The organism is Mycobacterium sp., assembly GCF_051006775.1.
Classification (GTDB): Bacteria; Actinomycetota; Actinomycetes; order Mycobacteriales; family Mycobacteriaceae; genus Mycobacterium.
The window spans coordinates 1-19,573 of sequence record NZ_JBPCSX010000107.1; the positions used below are offsets into that span (position 1 = coordinate 1).

General features: G+C 67.2%; 18 protein-coding genes and 1 pseudogene. 4 read left to right on the forward strand and 15 right to left on the reverse strand.

Annotation, left to right across the window (positions count from 1 at the left end; all coding sequences use genetic code 11):
- The 8 genes and pseudogenes from ACR2JI_RS08015 to alr all read right to left on the reverse strand — a co-directional run.
- Nucleotides 1–1,266 (reverse strand): annotated as a pseudogene (locus ACR2JI_RS08015) (hypothetical protein); the annotation flags it as partial.
- Nucleotides 1,267–1,392: 126 nt separating this feature from the next.
- Nucleotides 1,393–1,857 (reverse strand): nuclear transport factor 2 family protein, encoded by a 465-nt coding sequence (locus ACR2JI_RS08020; RefSeq protein WP_526389550.1) that lies wholly within the window; start codon nt 1,855–1,857, stop codon nt 1,393–1,395.
- Entirely contained in the window at nt 1,854–2,882 is a 1,029-nt protein-coding gene (gene tsaD / locus ACR2JI_RS08025; RefSeq protein WP_526389551.1) for a tRNA (adenosine(37)-N6)-threonylcarbamoyltransferase complex transferase subunit TsaD, read from the reverse strand. Before tsaD ends, ACR2JI_RS08020 begins: the two co-directional genes overlap by 4 nt.
- Entirely contained in the window at nt 2,879–3,331 is a 453-nt protein-coding gene (gene rimI, locus ACR2JI_RS08030) for a ribosomal protein S18-alanine N-acetyltransferase (protein WP_526389552.1), read from the reverse strand. Before rimI ends, tsaD begins: the two co-directional genes overlap by 4 nt.
- On the reverse strand, nt 3,328–3,939 hold the full coding sequence (gene tsaB / locus ACR2JI_RS08035; RefSeq protein WP_526389553.1) for a tRNA (adenosine(37)-N6)-threonylcarbamoyltransferase complex dimerization subunit type 1 TsaB: 612 nt from the start codon (nt 3,937–3,939) through the stop codon (nt 3,328–3,330). Before tsaB ends, rimI begins: the two co-directional genes overlap by 4 nt.
- Nucleotides 3,936–4,409, reverse strand: a complete 474-nt coding sequence (gene tsaE, locus ACR2JI_RS08040) for a tRNA (adenosine(37)-N6)-threonylcarbamoyltransferase complex ATPase subunit type 1 TsaE (protein WP_526389554.1) — start codon at nt 4,407–4,409, stop codon at nt 3,936–3,938. Before tsaE ends, tsaB begins: the two co-directional genes overlap by 4 nt.
- The gene (locus tag ACR2JI_RS08045) at nt 4,402–5,457 is read right to left on the reverse strand and encodes an alpha/beta fold hydrolase (protein WP_526389565.1); all 1,056 of its coding nucleotides are present in this window, start codon (nt 5,455–5,457) and stop codon (nt 4,402–4,404) included. Before ACR2JI_RS08045 ends, tsaE begins: the two co-directional genes overlap by 8 nt.
- 73 nt (nt 5,458–5,530) lie before the next feature.
- Nucleotides 5,531–6,694 (reverse strand): alanine racemase, encoded by a 1,164-nt coding sequence (gene alr, locus ACR2JI_RS08050; protein WP_526389566.1) that lies wholly within the window; start codon nt 6,692–6,694, stop codon nt 5,531–5,533.
- Between the two features lie 131 nt (nt 6,695–6,825).
- Here alr and ACR2JI_RS08055 point away from each other — a divergent pair, with 131 nt between their 5' ends.
- Both ACR2JI_RS08055 and ACR2JI_RS08060 read left to right on the forward strand, forming a co-directional pair.
- Nucleotides 6,826–7,731 (forward strand): phosphotransferase, encoded by a 906-nt coding sequence (locus ACR2JI_RS08055; protein WP_526389555.1) that lies wholly within the window; start codon nt 6,826–6,828, stop codon nt 7,729–7,731.
- 20 nt (nt 7,732–7,751) lie between these two features.
- On the forward strand, nt 7,752–10,202 hold the full coding sequence (locus ACR2JI_RS08060) for an FAD-dependent oxidoreductase (RefSeq protein ID WP_526389556.1): 2,451 nt from the start codon (nt 7,752–7,754) through the stop codon (nt 10,200–10,202).
- A 4-nt stretch (nt 10,203–10,206) separates the two neighbouring features.
- On the opposite strand, the gene gad is transcribed toward ACR2JI_RS08060, so the two are convergent.
- From gad to glmS, 3 genes are read right to left on the reverse strand one after another with little or no spacing between them, the layout of a single operon-like run.
- Nucleotides 10,207–11,643, reverse strand: coding sequence for a glutamate decarboxylase (gad, locus tag ACR2JI_RS08065; RefSeq protein WP_526389557.1), 1,437 nt, complete (start codon nt 11,641–11,643; stop codon nt 10,207–10,209).
- 18 nt (nt 11,644–11,661) lie between these two features.
- Entirely contained in the window at nt 11,662–13,086 is a 1,425-nt protein-coding gene (locus tag ACR2JI_RS08070; RefSeq protein WP_526389558.1) for an NAD(P)H-hydrate dehydratase, read from the reverse strand.
- 13 nt (nt 13,087–13,099) lie between these two features.
- Nucleotides 13,100–14,968 carry a glutamine--fructose-6-phosphate transaminase (isomerizing) gene (glmS, locus tag ACR2JI_RS08075; protein ID WP_526389559.1) on the reverse strand — a complete coding sequence of 623 codons (1,869 nt, stop codon included), beginning with the start codon at nt 14,966–14,968 and terminating at the stop codon, nt 13,100–13,102.
- Nucleotides 14,969–15,022: 54 nt separating this feature from the next.
- Between glmS and ACR2JI_RS08080 the strand changes: the two genes are divergently transcribed.
- On the forward strand, nt 15,023–15,880 hold the full coding sequence (locus ACR2JI_RS08080) for a hypothetical protein (RefSeq protein WP_526389560.1): 858 nt from the start codon (nt 15,023–15,025) through the stop codon (nt 15,878–15,880).
- A 34-nt stretch (nt 15,881–15,914) separates the two neighbouring features.
- Nucleotides 15,915–16,955: an LLM class F420-dependent oxidoreductase gene (locus ACR2JI_RS08085; RefSeq protein ID WP_526389561.1), complete on the forward strand. Its 1,041-nt coding sequence runs from the start codon at nt 15,915–15,917 to the stop codon at nt 16,953–16,955.
- 3 nt (nt 16,956–16,958) lie between these two features.
- Here the strand turns inward: ACR2JI_RS08085 and ACR2JI_RS08090 are convergent, their stop codons facing one another.
- The 4 genes from ACR2JI_RS08090 to rpsI form a co-directional block, all read right to left on the reverse strand.
- The gene (locus ACR2JI_RS08090) at nt 16,959–17,705 is read right to left on the reverse strand and encodes a hypothetical protein (RefSeq protein WP_526389562.1); all 747 of its coding nucleotides are present in this window, start codon (nt 17,703–17,705) and stop codon (nt 16,959–16,961) included.
- A complete protein-coding gene (locus tag ACR2JI_RS08095) occupies nt 17,702–17,953 on the reverse strand; it encodes an ESX-1 secretion-associated protein (protein ID WP_526389563.1) in 252 nt (83 codons plus the stop codon). The genes ACR2JI_RS08090 and ACR2JI_RS08095 overlap by 4 nt, the downstream gene beginning before the upstream one ends.
- A 48-nt stretch (nt 17,954–18,001) precedes the next feature.
- A complete protein-coding gene (gene glmM / locus ACR2JI_RS08100) occupies nt 18,002–19,339 on the reverse strand; it encodes a phosphoglucosamine mutase (protein ID WP_526389564.1) in 1,338 nt (445 codons plus the stop codon).
- Between the two features lie 121 nt (nt 19,340–19,460).
- On the reverse strand, nt 19,461–19,573 hold a 113-nt coding region (rpsI, locus tag ACR2JI_RS08105), incomplete at its 5' end, for a 30S ribosomal protein S9 (protein ID WP_526389567.1).

The following is a 19,573-nucleotide window of genomic DNA, read 5'->3' on the forward strand; positions in this document are numbered from 1 at the left end:
CCCCTTGCAGCCGTTTGCTTTACCCTCGGCGCTCGTCCCGCCGGCTTGCAGTTGCTGCTTCAGGCCGGTGACGAAGTCCGCGTAGCCGGACAGCATGAGGCTTTGGAGCAGTTGCGCCGATTCCGCATCGGGCACCGTCACCAGACCCGCCTCGATGCGCTGGATATTGGCCGTGGTGGCCAGCAGGCTCTGGGAGATGCCGGCTTGGCCGCCGTTCATGTTCCAGTTCGAGACGTACTTGGCGATGTCGGTGGACGAGGCTTGCTGACCGAGAACCGTATAAATCTGTTCGACCTTGACGGTGCGGTAGGCATCGGATGTGACGAACTGGTTCGCGGCCCGCGCGATCGACAGTCCCGCCTGGATGCTCTGGATCAGCGGATCGGCGGTCGCGCCGGCGGATTCACCGAGCAACGAGCGGTAGAGCAGATTCACGTAGCTGGTGGGCGACGGCGTGGCGCCGTAGGTGCCGCCGCCTGAGGCGCTGTAGGTGTAGGTCGCGGTTTCGCCGGCGAGCTTGGTGACGAAGGACTCCGAACCACCGCCGATGATACGGCTGTAGTCGGCGACTCCCTGGTTCAATTCCGCCTGAGTCGGGGTCCGGCCGAGGAGTTGGACGTAGTAGTTGGTGACCGCGTTCTGGCGGAACTCCGCGGAGCCGTAGAGACCTGCGATCACGCCGTTGGCGCCGGTGAAGGTCATCAGGGCCAGGTAGTTATTGAGTTCGGCGGTGGTCGGGTTCCTGCGAAGCACCTCGTTGAACAGTCCGGTCACCGCCGCTGTCGGGTTGGTCACCGCGGCCGGGCCGGTTCCGGTGAAGACGTCTTCCAGAGTCAGGCGCGCCAGAGTGGGGAAGAAGCCCAGACTCGGCGCGGCGGAGGCCGTCGACGCCGATGCCGTGACGGCGGCGATCGGCATGCCGACCGTCGGCGCGGCGGACACGGGGACAGAGCGGGCGGACCCGTACACCGCCGGAGCGCCGACGCGTACCCGCGGTGTCCGGGCGGCGGCTGCCGCGGGGGCGCTCGGTTGGCGCTGGACGGCTGCCGAACTCGCCCCGGTGGCATGGGGGCGGGCGGTGCGCCGCGCTGTCGCGACAGTGGCACCGTCCGACTTCCGGCCCTGCGCCTGAGTGCGCGAATCCGACGGCGACGACGTTGCGCCGTCATCAGCCCATGCCGTCGCGGTTGTTGTGGCGGCGGATGCCAGGCCGATGGCGACTCCGACGCCCGCTGCGGCGGCACCGACCTGCAGCCAACGGACCACTGGAAGGACACGATCTGACGAAACCGACACCGGCATTCCCCTATTTCGATGAGCAAAGTCAGCTCTTAACTATTCCCGAGCCGGAAACCTAGCGCAGCGCAATCACCCAAATGTTCATCGACTCGCTCAGCTCTGCGATGCGCCGTCCCCGTCGAAGACGCGGGGATCGACCAACAGGTGGTCAGAGACGTCCCCGGTCATCTCCACGTCGGCGATCCGGGACGTGAAGAACCACCCTGCGGGTTCACGGGCGAAGCCGTCGTAGTACCGGCCGACAACGATCGGCTGCAGCGGCACCCGGTCGGTGGCCTGAACGACGCAGAACGTGGAGCGTGCCGTGGCAGTGTCGCCGTCGATCTCCACGATCGGATTGAGCACCAGGTGCCGGGTATTCGGGGTGCCGGTGTCGGGGAAACGCTTGGTGGTCATGGCGAACAATCCGGCGATGTTCCCCGCGCCGGATACCTTCGGAGTCTTCGGCCCGCCGAAGGACGCCCGGCCCAGAAGCCGGCCCAGTCCGTCGTAGTCGCCCCCATCGATGAGTTCGGCGTAGCGGTGGATGAGATCGATGATCGCCTCGCGGTCGCTCATGCGACCTGACCCTGCAGGATCGGCAGACCCGGGTCGCTGGCCACGGCGAGTGTCGACGGCTCTGCCCCGGCGGCAATCAGTTCGGCGGCGAACGCGGCGATCATCGCTCCATTATCGGTGCATAATCGCGGTCGCGGGATCCGCAGTTCAAGACCTGCTGCAGCACAACGCTCTTCGGCCCGTTCCCGCAGCCGGGAATTGGCGGCCACCCCACCCGCGATCAACAGTGTCGACACCCCCAGGTCAGTGGCGGCCCGCACCGCCTTGGCGGTCAGCACATCGGCGACAGCCTCTTGGAAGCCCGCGGCGACATCGGCGGGGATGAAGCCCGGGTTGCTCTCGACATAACGGGCCACGGCGGTCTTGAGTCCGGAGAAGCTGAAGGCGTAGGGGGCATCGCGCGGTCCGGTCATCCCGCGCGGGAAGGCGACCGCATCCCGGTTGCCGGTGCGGGCCAACTCGTCGAGTGTCCTACCACCGGGATAGCCCAGGCCCAGCAGGCGGGCCACCTTGTCATAGGCCTCCCCCGCCGCGTCGTCGACGGTGCTGCCCAATTCGATGATCGGCGCTCCCAGCGAGCGCACGTGCAGCAGGTGGGTGTGGCCGCCAGAGACCAGAAGCCCAACGCATTCGGGCAGCGGCCCGTGGTCGTAGACATCGGCCGCCAGATGCCCACCGAGGTGGTTGACGGCGTAGAACGGCACGCCCCAGGCAGCCGCATAGGCCTTGGCAGCGGCGACTCCCACCATCAGTGCACCGGCCAGGCCGGGGCCGATGGTCGCAGCGACCGCGTCGGGCCGCTCGACACCGGCCGCATCCAATGCGCGGCGCATGGTGGGCCCGAGCGCCTCCAGGTGGGCGCGGGATGCGACCTCGGGAACCACACCGCCGTAGCGGGCGTGCTCGTCGACGCTGGAGGCGACCTCATCGGCCAGCAGGGTGATCGTGCCGTTGGCGTCGAGCCGGGCGATGCCGACTCCGGTCTCGTCACACGAGCTTTCGATGGCCAGGATTGTCGTGCTCAATCCGCACCCCGTCTCATGGTGTAGGCGTCGGCGCCGTTGCGGTAGTAGCGCTTTCGCACTCCGATCTGGACGAAGCCCAGGCTCTCATACAGTGCGAGGGCCGGGGCGTTGTCCGTGCGGACCTCGAGGAAGACCACGCCATCGGAACCCGCGAAGTCGAGCAGATCGACCATCATCCGCCGGCCGATGCCCCGGCCCTGATAGTCCGGGTCCACGCCGATCGTGTGGATCTCGTACTCGTAGGGCGGCGTGCGCCCCAAGCGGGCGATCCCGGCGTATCCCACCAGGACGTCATCGACCCGGGCGCCGACGTAGCGGTTGTGCCGGACCGCCAGTTCCCGGACGAACGCGACCTCCGGCCACGGATCGTCACCGTCGAACAGGATGGCCTCGAGTTCGGCGCAGCGGGCGGCGTCGCCGCGGACGAGGCGGTCACACACGAGGGTCATGCCAGACCCCGCTCGGCCAGCGTCTTGGCGTCGGGGCGGCGCAGGTAGAGCGGGATCAGCGGTTCCGGCGGGCTGCCCCAGTCACCGACGGCGGCCACCAGTCCGACCGGGGTGGGGTGGGCGAACTCGATGCGGCGCTCATGACCGTTCGACGGCACGTCGCCGGGAGCGTTGACCGCAGGCCCGTCGATCCGCTGCCCATCGCGGTAGCGCGCCCAGTAGACCTCCCGGCGGCGGGCGTCGGTGATCACCAGCACGTCGCCATCACGTGGGCCCATGGCCAGGCCGCCGATGGCGTCCAGCGAACACACTCCATGCACCGGAACCCCCAGTGCGTGGCCATAGGCGGCTGCGGTCGCCATCCCGACTCGCAGACCGGTGAACGGCCCCGGACCGCAACCGACCACCACCGCATCGAGATCATTCATGCCGAGGCCGGCATCGCCCACGGCCGCAACAATATTCGGCGTGAGCAGCTCGGCATGTGCGTGGCCGTCGACGGTGATGTGTTCGGCGAGCAGTTCGATCCGCCCATCATCGTGGCGGCGCAGTACCGCCGCCACCACCGCGGGCGTTGAGGTGTCGACGGCCAGCACAGCTCGGCTCATGGTTGGCCCCACCGCCAGGTTGCGGTGCGGACATCGCTGTCGGGCAGACGGGTCAGCGCGATGTCGAGGTGACGGTCGGAGAGCCGCTCGACAAGGCCCTCTCCCCACTCCACCACCACGACGGCGTCATCGAGATCGGCGTCCAGATCCAGGGAGTCGAGTTCGGCAGGCAGGTCAACTCCCGGGACGTCCAGGAGTCGATAGACGTCGACGTGAACCATGGCCGGGGCGCCGGCCCGATGGGTGCGATGGATGCGGGCCAACACGTAACTCGGCGAGGTCACCGGACCATCGACCTCCATACCCCGGGCGATCCCCTTGGCCAGAGCCGTCTTTCCGGCACCCAGCGGTCCGGACAGCACGACGACGTCACCGGCCCGCAGCTGCCGTCCCATCCGCTCCCCGAGAGCCAGGGTGTCCTCAACGGTCGGAAGTTCGGCGGTGCCGGCCTCGAGTCGGACGTCAGTCACTTCCCCGCAACTTCCGACCGAAGGCGACCAACCGCGACGGGGTGGCCTTCTCCACCAGTCGCACCAGAGCGTCGTTGATGATGTCGGGGCGTTCCATCTGAACGAGGTGCCCCGCGCCCGGCACGATCACCAGCAACGAATTCGGCAGCGCGGCGGCCATTTCCTCGGAATATTTGACCGGGGTGAGCATGTCGCGGTCACCACAGGCGATCAGCGTCGGAACTTTTGCCAGCACCGGCAGTGCCGCACTTTCGTCGTGCACCTCCAAGGCGTGCAGGAACTCCACCAGGGTATCGGTCGCGGTGTCCTGGATCATCTCCTCGGAGTACGCGACCACCGTCGGGCTGACCGCGTCATCACCGAACGAGGCGGTCTTGAGGACCGGCCGCAGCATGGATCGGGTCGCGCCGCGGGTGCGCAGCACCAGACCGGGGATGTAGCGTGCGGCGAAGCGGACTGCCTCCAACGCGGGGTTCTGCAGGATCTCACCGAGGGGCGAGCGCGGCAGTCCCTCTGCAGCCGAGGAGATCAGCGCGGCGCCGACAATCCGGCGACCGTAGTTCTCTGGGAATTGCCGGGCGTGGGAAAGCACCGTCATCCCGCCCATCGAATGGCCCACCACCACCGTTGGCCCCCGCGGAACCATCACCTGCAGAACGGTTTCCAGATCCCGGCCGAGTTGCTCGACGGTGTAGGTCTCGATCGGCGCCATTCCGGACTGGCCGTGGCCGCGCTGGTCGTAGAACACCATCCGGACCTGATCACCCCACCGCTTGGCAAGGGCAGCACGCTGGAAGTGGAAGGAGCCCATCCGAAGACAGAAACCATGGGCGAACACAACGGTCAGCGGCGCGGTGATCGGCCCGACTTCCCGGACCACCAGCGGGATACCGTCGGGGGTGGTGATCACACAACCGCGATCGGCGTCGAGCAGATGAAAGTCTTCGCCCTCGTAGGCATCCCGAACGGCCTTTCGCTGCCGCAGTGCCTTCGCGGCGGACACACCGGCCGCTGTGCCCAGCGCCCCGAGTCCGGCGGCACCGGCCATCAGCCCGGCCTTCCTGCCGACGCCGAGTCCGTCGGACTCGACTTTCGCGAGGGCCTTCGACTTCCGTTCGCCCTTACCCGCCACCGGAATTCCCTCCGACGTAGCTGCGCCGGACCCGGCCCCGCGGGCTGGTGACCACCTCGTAGTTGATGGTGCCGAGTAGATCCGCCCATGTCTGCGCGGTCGGCTCCCCCGCGGTTCCCGGGCCGAACAGGATGGCCTCGTCACCCTCGGCGACATCGACGGGACCCGGACCGAGGTCGACGAGGAACTGGTCCATGCAGATCCGCCCCACGTTGCGCCGCAACCGGCCGTTGATGAGCGTATCGATGCGGCCACTCAGCGTGCGGAAGACTCCGTCGGCGTACCCCAGCGGCAACAGCGCCACGGTGGTGTCCCGGTCTGCGACCCAGGCATGCCCATAGGACACGCCATCACCGGCACTGATCGACTTCACCATGGTCACAGAACATTTGAGCGTCATCGCGGGGCGCAACCCCATATCGCCGGACTCGGGCATCGGACTCAGACCGTAGACCGCGATCCCCGGGCGGACCATGTCGAAGCCCAGATCCGGCCGGGTCATCGTCGAGGGCGAGTTCGACAGATGGGCCACCTCGAACTCGATTCCCCGACCGCGTGCCTCGGTGATCATCGCCGTGAATCGCTGGGCCTGAAGGTCATTGAGTGGATCGTCGGGAACGTCGCCGCACACCAGGTGGGACATGATGCCACGCAGATGGACGGCCTCGGCGGCCATCGCCGGCTGCAGTGCGCTCAGCACCGCGGCATAGTCCCGGGCGCCCACACCGTTGCGGTTGAGTCCGGTGTCCACCTTGATGGTGACACTGGCGGAGCGGCCAGTGCGCTCGACGGCGGCCAGCAGATCCTCGATCTGCCGGACCGAGGACACCCCGATCTGGACGCCGGCGTCCAGAGCAGGTCCGAAGTCGGTTCCCGGTAGATGCAACCAGGCCAAGATCGGCGCGCTGATCCCGTCGGCGCGCAGTGCCAGGGCCTCACCGATGGTGGCCACCCCGAGTTCGGCGACCCCGGCGCCCACCGCCGCGCGAGCGACCGCGCTGGCGCCGTGGCCGTAGCCGTCTGCCTTCACAACGGCCATCACCTGCGACGAACCGGCGTGCTCGCGCAGAACACCCACGTTGTGGACGATTGCGTCGAGGTCGACGACGGCCTCGCCGTTGTACGTCGACGAGGTCACCGATGTGGTCTGCATATTCTCACCGCCGTCGATTGTCCCAGACGCCCGAGGCACGCCGTGGACGGTAGAGACGAACTGCCGGTATGCGAGCAAACGCGCCGGCTTGACATGCCCGCCGGTGCGCAGTTGATCTAGTCTTTCGACACATGCAGGACTGGGGCGTACTGCTCGATCAGGTGCCGGCACTGGCGGGCCGGCCCCGACGACTCGAGGAACTCCCGGGAGGGCTGACCAACCGCAATATCAAAGTCACCACCCCGAACGGGGTCTACGTCGCCCGTTGCAGCGAGCCCGGTGCGAACCTACTGCGCATCGATCGGGATAACGAGTACTACAACAGCAGGGCGGCCGAACAGGCGGGCGTGGGCGCCCCGGTCATCGACTACCGGCCCGACCTGGGCATCCTGCTCGTCGGATACCTGGACGGCCGCACCCTCACCAATCCCGACCTGCAGGACCCCGGGGTCCTGGCCCGGGTGGCAGCGGGCTGCCGGAAACTGCACGCCGGCCCGCGATTCCGCGACCGCTTCGACATGTTCGAACTCCAGCCCAGCTATCTGGAAATCGTCCGGGACAACGGATTCCCCGTCCCGGATGGGTATGGCGATCACGCCGACCGGTTCGCCGCGATACGCCGGGTACTGAACGCCACCGACGGCAACACGGTGCCCTGCAACAACGATCTGCTGGCCGCGAACTTCATCGACGATGGCGAGAAGGTCTGGCTGATCGACTACGAGTACTCCGGCAACAACGATCCCTGCTTCGAGTTGGGCAATATCTGGGGCGAGTGTGGGCTGTCCAACGATCAACTTGAGGAACTTGTGACCGTCTACTACGGGCGCCCACTACGTCACAAGATCGCCCGGGCCCGGCTGCAGGGTATCGCCGGCAAGTACGGCTGGACTTTGTGGGGATGCATTCAAAATTCCTCCAGCACGCTGGATTTCGACTTCTGGCAGTGGGCAATCCAGCGCTATGAATCCGCGGTCGCAGAGTTCCGCGGTGCGGACTTCGCCCGACTGCTCGACGACGCACAGACGCAGGACTAGAGACACGAAGACGGGACAACATGCTTGCGACATCGCTACCTGAGCGCGCCCGGGTCATCATCATCGGAGGCGGCGTCATCGGAACCAGCGTCGCCTACCACCTGACCCGTCTGGGCCACACCGACGTGACGCTGCTCGAACAGGGCCAATTGTCCTGTGGCACAACCTGGCATGCCGCCGGCCTGGTCGGTCAGCTGCGCGCCTCGGAGAGCGGCACTCGGCTGGTTCAGTACTCGACCGAGCTGTACGCCGATCTGGAGCGGGAGACCGGACTGACCGCGGGATACCTGCAATGCGGCGGTGTGACGGTCGCCCGCACCGAGGACCGCATGACGCAGCTGCGCCGTACCGCGGCCAACGCAGCGGCTTACGACCTCGAGTGTGAACTCCTCAGTCCGGCGCAAGCCCTCGATCGGTATCCGGTTATGCGGATCGATGACCTCGTCGGCGCCATCTGGCTGCCCGCAGACGGCAGGGCCAACCCCACCGATCTGACCATGGCCCTGGCCAAGGGCGCACGTCAGCGCGGAGCCCGCGTCATCGAGCATGTGCGCGTACTCGATGTGCTGACTTCCGAAGGCCGGGTGACCGGGGTACGCACTGACGCCGGTGACATCGAGGCGGAGATCGTGGTCAACTGCGCCGGGCAGTGGGCCAAGGCGGTCGGCGCCATGGCCGGTGTCAACGTCCCGCTCTACTCCGCCGAGCACTTCTACGTTGTCACCGAGACCATCGCCGGGGTACATCCGAATCTTCCGATCCTGCGCGACCCGGACGGCTACACCTACTTCAAGGAGGAGGTCGGCGGCCTGGTCATCGGTGGATTCGAGCCCGAGGCCAAACCGTGGGTGGCGCCGGACAAGATTCCCTACCCCTTCGAGTTCCAGTTGCTCGACGAGGACTGGGAGCACTTCGAAATCCTCATGGAGAACGCGCTGCTCCGGATCCCGGCGTTGGAACAGACCGGATGCAAGAAGCTCTACAACGGCCCGGAGAGTTTCACCCCCGACAACCAATTCATCCTCGGTGAGGCTCCCGAGTGCGCGAACTTCTTCGTCGGCGCCGGTTTCAACTCGGTCGGAATCGCCTCTGCAGGCGGCGCCGGCCGCGCACTTGCCGAATGGATCGTCAACGGATCACCAACCACGGACCTGACTGCCGTTGATATTCGCCGATTCGCCCGGTTCAACGGCAACAATGCCTGGCTCCACGACCGGGTCGCCGAGATCCTCGGCGTCCATTACGAAATACCCTGGCCCAACAGGGAACTCACCACCGCCCGGCCATTCCGCCGATCACCGGTGCACCATCTCCTGGTCGCGGCGAATGCGAACTTCGGCAGCCGGATGGGCTGGGAGCGGGCCAACTTCTTCGCCCCCTCCGACGCTGAACCGACCATCGAGTACTCCTGGGGCAAACCGAACTGGTTGCCGTGGTCGGTGAGCGAACAGATCAGCACCAGGACAGCGGTCACCGTCTTCGACCAGACATCCTTCTCCAAGTACCTCCTCGTCGGACCTGACGCCGAACCTGGTCTGCAGTGGCTGTGCACCAACGATGTCGCCGTACCGGTCGGCCGGACGGTGTACACCGGGATGCTCAACGTCCGCGGCACCTATGAGTCCGACGTGACCATCACCCGAACCGGCACCGATGAGTTCCTGATCATCAGCAGTGCGGCCACCACCGAACGCGACCAGGACCACATCCGCAAGAACCTGCCGGCCGGATCGCGGGCCGAACTCGTCGACGTCACCTCCGCCATGGCGGTGTTCGGGGTCATGGGCCCGAGTTCGCGCGAATTGCTGGCCACCCTCACCGATGCCGACCTCTCCGATTCCGGTTTCGGGTTCGGCACCAGCAGGGAGATCTCCCTGGGCTACGCGACGGTTCGCGCGACCCGAATCACCTACGTCGGTGAATTGGGTTGGGAGATCTACGTTCCCACCGAGTTTTCCGTCGGTGTCTATGAGGATCTGATGGCCGCCGGCGAACCCTTCGGTGTCAGGAAGGGTGGCTACTATGCGATCGAATCACTGCGTCTGGAGAAGGGCTACCGGGCCTTTGGCCGAGAACTCACCCCCAACGACAACCCCGTCCAGGCGGGATTGCTGTTCACCTGCAAGCTCACATCCGATATCGACTTCCTCGGACGCGCCGCGGTGGAACGCGCGAAGGCCGACGGACAGCGGCGCCGGCTGGTGAGCTTCGCGGTGGACTCCGCCGAACCGATGCTGTGGGGTGGGGAGTTGATCCGTCGTGACGGCGAGGTCGCCGGACAGGTCAGCTCCGCCGCATGGGGGGCCACCGCCGGCGCCTGCGTCGGTCTGGGCTACCTGCGCGCAGCCACGGTCATCACGCCGGACTGGGTTCGCGCCGGCAGCTATACCGTGGACGTCGGCGGCACGGTGTATCCGATCACCGTGTCGCTGGCACCGATCTACGATCCCGGCAACGCGCGGATCCGCTGAACCCTCAGTGCGCGAAGTGCCCCTGGGTGAAGTGACCCTCGGGCCTCAGCGCGTCGAGGTGATCCAGGACAGCGTGCAGGTCCTCCCACAGCGAGCGGGCCAGGTCCGCGGAGAATCCCTCGCGCACCACGACCCGCAGCACCGAAATATCCTGGGCGCCATCCGGCATGGTGTAGGCCGGCACCTGCCAGCCGTAGGACCGCAGTGACGCCGAGATGTCGAACTCGTTGTACCCGAAGTCACCGGAGAGCTTGAACGCCACCACCGGGATGGCCGAACCGTCGGCGATCACGTCGAAATGCTGCGATGTCTGCAGCTTGTCGGCGAACCACCTGGCGGTGGCCGACAGAGTCTGCATCACAGTGGTGTAGCCGGCGCGCCCCAGCCGCAGGAAGTTGTAGTACTGGGCGACGACCTGGTTTCCGGGCCGGGAGAAGTTCAGCGTGAAGGTGGGCATATCGCCGCCGAGGTAGTTGACCCGGAAGATCAGATCCTCGGGCAGCTGATCAGCGTTGCGCCACACCACGAATCCGAGACCCGGATAGGTCAGGCCGTATTTGTGACCGCTGACGTTGATCGACGCCACCCTGGGAAGTCGGAAGTCCCACTTGAGGTCCGGGTGCAGGAACGGTGCCACGAAACCACCACTGGCGGCGTCGACGTGCACCGGGATGTCGAGGCCCTTCTTCTTCTGCAGCTTGTCCAGCGCCGCGCAGATTTCGGCTATCGGCTCGAACTCGCCGGTGTAGGTCGTGCCAAGGATTCCCACCACCCCGATGGTGTCCTCATCGACGGCGGCGACCACCTGCTCCGGAGTGATGACGTAACGGTCCTCATCCATCGGTAGATAGCGCGGCTCCACCTCGAAATAGCGGCAGAACTTCTCCCACACCACCTGGACGTTGGAACCCATCACCAGGTTGGGAGTGCGACCCTTCCACGCATCCGTGTCGGTCCCATTCTTGCCGACCGATTTCTTGCCGACCGCGTTCTTGCCGACCGTGGACACGCGCTCCTTCCAGCGCCATTTCATCGCCAGACCGGCGAGCATGACCGCCTCCGACGACCCGATCGTCGACGCTCCGATTGCGCTGGCCGCGTCGTCGTCGCGCAGGTTCTCGGCATGGAACAGGTCGGCGACCATTGCCACACAGCGGGATTCGATCGCGGCGGTCGCCGGATATTCATCCTTGTCGATCATGTTCTTATCGAATGTCTCGGCCATCAGCCTCTCGGCCTCGGGATCCATCCACGTGGTGACGAAGGTGGCGAGGTTCAACCGGGAACTGCCGTCCAGCATCAACTCGTCGTGGATGAAGCGGTACGCGGCGGCTGGCTCCATCGCGTCGGCGGGCAGGCGCAGTGACGGGATCGGATCGGTGGAGAGCCTGCCGGTGTAGGCCGGAGCAATCGACGGGGATCGATACTTGATGTGCGGCATGAGCTCTCCTTCTGGGGTTTACAAATCTGCGATGGCGTTGCGGATATGGGCGAGGATCTTCGAAGCCGACGTCGGCACGGGAGCGGGCCCCGGATCGGCGGCTGCAGCATTGGCGGCCCGGGCGTGGACGAAGGCCGCGGCGGCGGCGGCCCGGGCCGGTGCAACACCGGCTGCCAGCAGGGCTCCGATGATGCCGGACAACACGTCTCCGGATCCCGCGGTAGCGGCCCAGGATGCGCCTGCCGGGTTGAGGTAGGTGTTGCCCGATCCCGGCTCGGCCACAACGGTGACATTTCCTTTGAGCAGCACGACGGCGCCGAACCGGTCTGCCAGGCGGCGCGCGGCCGCAACCCGATCGGTGCCCGGAGACTCCCCGGCCAGCCGGGCGTACTCACCGGCGTGCGGGGTCAGCACCGTCGGTGCCTCGCGTCCGGTCACCAGGTGCGGGTGACGGGCCAGCAGTGTCAGGCCATCGGCATCGACGATGACCGGCAGGTCGCTGTTGAGCGTGAATTTCAGCTCACTCATCGCCGACTCGTCGACGCCCATCCCCGGTCCGACCACCCAGGCCTGGACCCGGCCCGCACCGGGGGCGTCGGGCGCGATGACGACTTCCGGCCAGTGTGAAATCACCTCGGCGCCGGCACTTCCCGCGTAGCGAACCATCCCCGAGGTGGCTGCCACCGCGGCCCCGCTGCACAGGACCCCCGCCCCCGGGTAGTCCGACGATCCGGCCAGTACCCCCACCACACCCTGGGTGTACTTGTCGTCACGCGGCCCGGGTAGTGGCCAGAGAGCTTTCACATCGGCCGCCTCGAGGGACAGCAGATCGGACGCCGGCAGCGTCAGTCCGATGTCGACCAGTTCGACCCGGCCGCAGTCGGCAAGGGCGTGAACGGGTTTGAGCCCGCCGAAGGTGACGGTGAGCGCAGCCTGCACCGCCGGCCCGTCGATCGCCCCGGTATGTACATCGATGCCGCTGGGGACGTCGACAGCCACCACCGGAATACCGGCGCCCTCGACGGCGGCGAACACCGCGGCGGCAGCCGGGCGCAGCGGACCGGTTCCGGATATCCCGACGACACCATCGATCACCAGATCCGTCGCCGCGGAGACATTTGAGACCAGGCGTCCACCGGCAGCCCGAAACGCCGAAAGAGCCCGGGCATGGGTGCGTTCAGGATTGAGCAGGATCGCGCAGGCCGCCACGCCCCGGCGGCGCAGGAAGGTCGCGGCCCACAGGGCGTCCCCGCCGTTGGATCCGGAGCCGACCACCGCGCACACCGTGCGGCCGGCCACCGCTCCGCTGCGACGGCGAAGTTCCCCGGCGACAGCGGTGGCCAGCCCTGAGGCGGCCCGCCTCATCAATACCCCGTCGGGCAGTGCGGCCAGAAGTGGGGCCTCGGCCGCCCGGATCTGCTCGGCGGAGTAGTAGTACTTCATCTACCTGAAGTGACTATTCGACCGTGACGGACTTGGCCAGGTTGCGCGGCTTGTCGACGTCGTATCCGCGGGCCCGGGCCACCGAAGCGGCGAACACCTGCAGTGGCACCGTTGAGAGCAATGGCTGGAAAAGCGTTGATACCGCCGGAATTTCGAAGATGAAGTCGGCGTAGGGGCGCACTGTCTCATCGCCCTCCTCCGCGATCACGATGGTGACGGCTCCGCGGGCCTGGATCTCGCGGATGTTGCTCAGCAACTTGGCGTGCAGGGTCGCGGCGTTCTTCGGCGACGGCATGACGACGATGACGGGCAGCCCGTCCTCGATTAGGGCGATTGGACCATGCTTGAGCTCACCGGCCGCGAAGCCCTCGGCGTGCATATACGCCAGTTCCTTGAGCTTCAACGCGCCCTCGAGTGCCACCGGGTAGCCGACGTGGCGGCCCAGGAAGAGCACGGTGGAGGCGCTCGCGAATCGCACACCGAGATCGGCGACGGCGTCGAGATGACCCAGGACCTGCTGCACGAGTGCGGGCATCGCCTCGAGTTCGCGGTACTCCCGCGCGACCTCGTCGGGGTATTTGGTGCCGCGGGCCTGTGCCAGTGCAAGACCGACCAGATAGTTGGCGGCAATCTGCGCCAGGAATGTCTTGGTGGCCGCCACGCCGATCTCCGGTCCGGCGCGGGTGTAGAGCACCGCGTCCGCCTCGCGCGGGATCTGACTGCCGTTGGTGTTGCAGATGGCCAGCACCTTGGCCTTCTGGGTCTTGGCGTGCCGGACAGCCTCAAGAGTGTCGGCAGTCTCGCCGGACTGCGAAATCGCGATCACCAGGGTCCCCCGGTCCAGGACCGGGTCCCGATAACGGAACTCGCTGGCGAGTTCGACCTCGACCGGCAGGCGGGTCCAGTGCTCGATGGCGTACTTGGCCAGCAGACCGGAGTGGTAGGCGGTGCCGCACGCAACGATGAAAACCTTGTCGACCTCGCGTAGTTCCTGATCACTGAGCCGCTGTTCGTCAAGGACGATGCGGCCATCGACGAAGTGGCCCAGCAGGGTGTCGGAGACCGCGGCCGGTTGCTCGGCGATCTCCTTGAGCATGAAGTAGTCGAAACCGCCCTTCTCGGCGGCCGACAGATCCCAATCGATATGGAACGGCCGAGCACCGGCGGCATCGTCGTTGCCGTCGAAATCGGTGATCCGATATCCGTCGGCGGTGATCACGACGGCCTGATCCTGGCCGAGTTCGACTGCCTCCCTGGTGTATTCGATGAATGCCGCGACATCGGAGCCGACAAACATCTCCCCCTCACCGACACCGACCACCAGCGGGGTGGACCGGCGCGCGGCGAGGATGGTCCCCGGGTCGTCGGCGTGGGTGAACACCAGGGTGAAGTGCCCCTCGAGCCGGCGCAGGACAGCAAGCGCCGAGGCCACGAAATCACCGGCGGCCTCACCCTGGCGGTACTCCCGGGCTATCAGGTGAACGGCGACCTCGGAGTCGGTGTCGCTGGAGAACTCCACGCCCTCGGCCTCCAACTCGTGGCGAAGTCCGGCGAAGTTCTCGATGATCCCGTTGTGCACAACGGCGAACTTGCCGGCGGCGTCACGGTGCGGATGCGCGTTGCGATCGGTGGGTCGGCCATGGGTGGCCCAGCGGGTGTGACCGAGCCCGGAAGTGCCTGCCAGTTCGTCGGCGTCGGTCTCGGCCAGCGCCGCCTCGAGGTTCGCCAGCCGGCCGGCACGGCGCCGGACGGTCAGGCCGCCCCGGCCGTCCAGGATGGCGATTCCCGAGGAGTCATAACCCCGGTATTCCATCCGACGAAGTGCCTCGACCACGACGTTGCAGGCGGGACGGTGCCCGACGTACGCCACGATTCCGCACATGGGTTACCAGGGTAGTCCAGCGCGGGGTCACCCCCGGTCGGCTACGGTCGTGGGGTGGCCCGGACCCGCAAGCTGCTCAGCTCTCTCACGCGGCGCGGGCCCAACAGGGTGCTGCGTGGTGACCTGGCCTTCGCCGGACTCCCCGGAGTGGTCTACACCCCGGCAACCGGGTACGGACTGCCCGCCGTCGCCTTCGGCCATGACTGGCTCTGCGACACCGACGACTACTCCGCAACCTGCGAGCACCTGGCCAGCTGGGGCATCGTCGCCGCCGCCCCGAACACCCAGCGCGGGCTGGCTCCGTCGGTGCTCAGTCTCTCCCACGACCTCGGCACCACCCTCGAGGTGATCACCGGGGTGCGCCTGGGACCCGGGCAGATCAGCGTCGCGCCGACCAAACTCGGCCTCGCCGGGCACGGATTCGGTGCGGCCGCGGCGATCTTCGCGGCCGCCGCAGCATCCCGCGGCGCCGATGCCGGCCCGGCTCCCACAGCGGTTGTCGCGGTGTTCCCCGGAGTCACCAAGCCTTCGGCCGAGGCCGCCGCGACCACCCTGACGGTGCCGGGACTGGTGCTGGCCACCGAGGATGACGGCCGATCGATTCGCACCGACGCACTCGAGATCGCTGGGTGCTGGGCTGGCTCAGTCCTGCGCGTCGTCGACAAGGCGAGCGCAACCAGCCTGGCTGAGGAGCACGGCCTCAGCGGCCTGCTTGGAATACCGCGCCGCAGCACCCGGCCGCAACAGACGGTGCGCGCGCTGCTGACCGGATTCCTGCTGTTCCATCTCACCGGCGACAAGACCTATCGCGATTTCGCTGATCCGGACGTCACGTTCCGGCACACCAGCCGGCCCGATCCGGAGGCGCCCGCAACCGCGCCGGAGGACCGGATCACGGCGCTGTTCCGGTAGAGCTCAACCAACTGGTTGGTGATATAACCGGTGCATGCGCACCGGCATCTTCCTGCCCTATTCGGGCGGCTTCAAAGAATCCGTCGACCAGGTGGTCGAACTCGAGAAAGCCGGAGTGGGAATCGTCCTTGTCCCCGAGGCGTATTCATTCGATGCGATCAGTCAGCTGGGTTACCTGGCGGCCAAGACCTCGACCATGGAACTGGGCTCCGGTGTCGTTCCGATCTATACCCGCACCCCGACGTTGCTGGCGATGACGGCCGCCGGATTGGACTACGTATCCGACGGCCGCTTCCGGCTGGGCATCGGAACATCCGGCCCCCAGGTGATGGAGGGTTTCCACGGCCTTGAATTCGATGCTCCGCTCGGCCGAACCCGGGAGGTGGTGGAAATCTGCCGTCAGGTGTGGCGCCGGGAGCGGCTGTCATACCAGGGCAAGAGCTACCAGATCCCGCTGCCGGCCGGCCGCGGCACCGGCCTGGGCAAGCCGCTGAAGATCATCAATGAGCCGGTGCGTGAGCGGATTCCGATCGTCATCGCAGCGTTGGGACCCAAGAACGTCGAACTCACCGCAGAGATCGCCGAGGGATGGCAGCCGGTGTTCTTCTATCCGGAGAAGGCTGATGACGTCTGGGGCGAAGCACTCCGCGCCGGAAAAGCCAAGCGCGACAGTGCACTCGGCGATCTCGATGTTATGGCCAGCGTGTCGGTGGCCATCGGTGATGACGTCGGCGAGCGACTGGACTGGGCCAAACCCCAACTGGCGCTCTACATCGGCGGCATGGGGGCCAAGGGCCGCAACTTCTATCACAACGTCGCCACCAAGTACGGCTTCGGCGAGGTCGCCGACCGCATCCAGGAGTTGTATCTGTCCGGCCGGAAGGCAGAGGCGATTGCGGCAGTGCCCGACGAGTTGGTGCGGAGCGTGTCACTGATCGGCCCGCGCAGTTATGTACAGGAGCGGGTAGCGGCCTTCGCCGAGGCCGGCGTCACGACACTGCTGGCCACTCCGGTCGCCACCGACGGCGCGGAGTACGTCCGCTACGTCGAGGAGCTCCAGCAGCTGCTGCCCTGATTCTCACTGGCCCACCTGAGGTAGTTCATCAGCCGCGATCTCACACGGTGTGCGCTGGGCCGGATCCGGCGGCGGCGCCTCGGCGGCCAGCAGCGGGGCCGGATCAACCGGGGTGGGCGCGAGTGGCTCGACCGGGGCAACCGGCTGGACCGGCGCGGGCGTCGGCGCCATGACGGCGGGCGGCTTCGTCACCTCTGCGAACGGGTCGGGTCGAGTCTGCGACTCGCCGGCGGGCGCTGCGTCCACGGGGGCCGCATCAGCAGGATCGGCCGGGTCGGTTCCCAGCGCGTCGACGATCTGGGCGACCAGGCCTGCGATCGCACCGCTGACGTCGGGTAGTGCGGGTGCGGGAACGGAGGCAGGCCAGTTCATCGCCGGGGCGGAGGCCGGGATTGCCGGGGCATCGGGCGCCGGGAAGGCCGATGGCGCCCGCTCCCCTAACCGCGCGTGCGCCTCGTCCCTGGCGAGGGTGGCCGGATCTGCCGGCTGCCCGGTCGACAGGGTGTCACCCAGCGACTGAAGCACCATCGCAGCGTGCCGCAGCGCCGCGACGACGGCTTCGCCCTCCCGGCAGTGACTCTCGATGAAATCCGATGCGGCCGAACCGGAATCACTGGTCCAGCCGTCCCGCAACACACCGAGTGCCTCACGTTCGAGACACAGGGCTTCTTCGGCCGCTGAAGCCGCCCCCGCCAGCGCTGCACTGTCGGCTGCCAGGGTGTCAGAAATCGGTACCGGCCCGGGATTCACCGCAGAGCCGCCACCGCGTCCGCCTCGCCATCGAGGTAACGGTCAGCGCCCAGTCGCAGCGAGGCGGCTACCTCCCGTGCGGCACAGGCCCATTGACCCATGTCCGCGACGAGCTGGTCAACGGCCGCGGTGCCGGACTGCAGGCCGCCCAGGTGGGTACCGAGAGCTGAGGCGAGAATATCGGCCGCGGCGTCCATGCGCCGCGCGGCGGCCAGCAGTGCACCGGGATCAACAGAGATGGTTCCCATACCGCAATAAGACGCAGTGCGGCCCCCCGCGGTTCCACCCGCCGGCGCTCAGTCCTCGGCGCGGACCGATCTCGCCACCCGGTGAGCCACCTGGCGTGCGGTGTCTTCATCAGAAGCCTCGACCATCACGCGGACGATCTGTTCGGTTCCCGACGGACGCAACAGGATTCGCCCGGTATCGCCCAACTCCGCCTCGGCCTGGGCCACGGCGCTCCGCACCGCAGGCGACTCGGCGGCGGTGGCCTTGTCAGCCACTGCCACGTTGATGAGAACCTGCGGCATGGTCCGCATTCCAGCGGCCAGGGCCGCCAGCGGCGTGCCGGTGCGGACCATCCGGGACATCAGCAGCAGTCCGGTGAGAATGCCGTCACCGGTGGTCCCGAAGGCCGGCATCACGATGTGGCCGGACTGTTCCCCGCCGAGAGTGTAGGAACCCGCGCGTAACTCCTCGAGGACGTAGCGGTCACCCACTCCGGTGGTGCGCACGGTGATTCCGGCTTCGCGCATGGCCACATGCAGACCGAGGTTGCTCATAACGGTGGCCACCAGCGTGCCCGAGGCCAGTTCCCCGGCCTCGTTCATCGCCAGCGCAAGCACCATCATGATCGCATCGCCGTCGACCACTTGGCCGGCACCGTCGACCGCAAGGCAGCGGTCGGCATCACCGTCGTGTGCCAGTCCGAGGTCGGCGCCGTGCGCAAGCACCGCCTCCTGCAACGACTCCATGTGCGTCGAGCCGCAACCGTCGTTGATGTTGAGACCGTCGGGCTCGGCGTTGATCGCGATCACCCGCGCACCCGCGGCTGAATAGGCCCGCGGTGCCGCCGTGGACGCGGCACCGTTGGAGCAGTCGACGACGACCGTCAGCCCACCCAGTGACACGGGCGCGGCCGCCACGATGTGGTCCAGGTAGCGGTCCAGCGCGTCGGGGGCCACCATGACGCGGCCGATATCGGAGCCCACCGGGCGCAGTCCCGGACCCTGTGCCACCAATTCCTCGATGCGGTCCTCGGCATCGTCGTCGAGTTTGTGACCGCCGGGTCCGAAGATCTTGATGCCGTTGTCCGGCATCGGGTTATGTGACGCCGAGATCATCACGCCGAAATCGGCGCCATAGGCCGCCACCAGATGGGCCACCGCCGGTGTCGGCAGCACGCCCAGCCGCAGCACATCAACACCCTCGCTGGTCACGCCTGCGATGACCGCCGCCTCCAGCATCTCGCCGCTGGCGCGGGGGTCGCGTCCGACGACCGCGATCCGGCGCCGCGAGGCGGAGGGAACCGCCAACCGGCGAGCGGCAGCGGAACCGAGTGCCAGACCAAGCTCAGCGGTCAGTTCACGATTGGCGACGCCCCGCACGCCGTCAGTCCCGAACAGTCGCCCCATGGGGTCAAATTTCTCACATCGGACGGCCCCGGACATAACCGGCGCGGCGCGCCCTCCTAAACGCACTCGCCGGGTGCCCCCAATTGGGAGACACCCGGCGAGTGAGTCGCGCGATGTGCGATCAGCGCTTGCTGTACTGCGGCGCCTTGCGGGCCTTCTTCAGGCCGTACTTCTTGCGCTCGATGGCACGCGGATCGCGGGTCAGGAAGCCGGCCTTCTTCAGCGCCGGCCGGT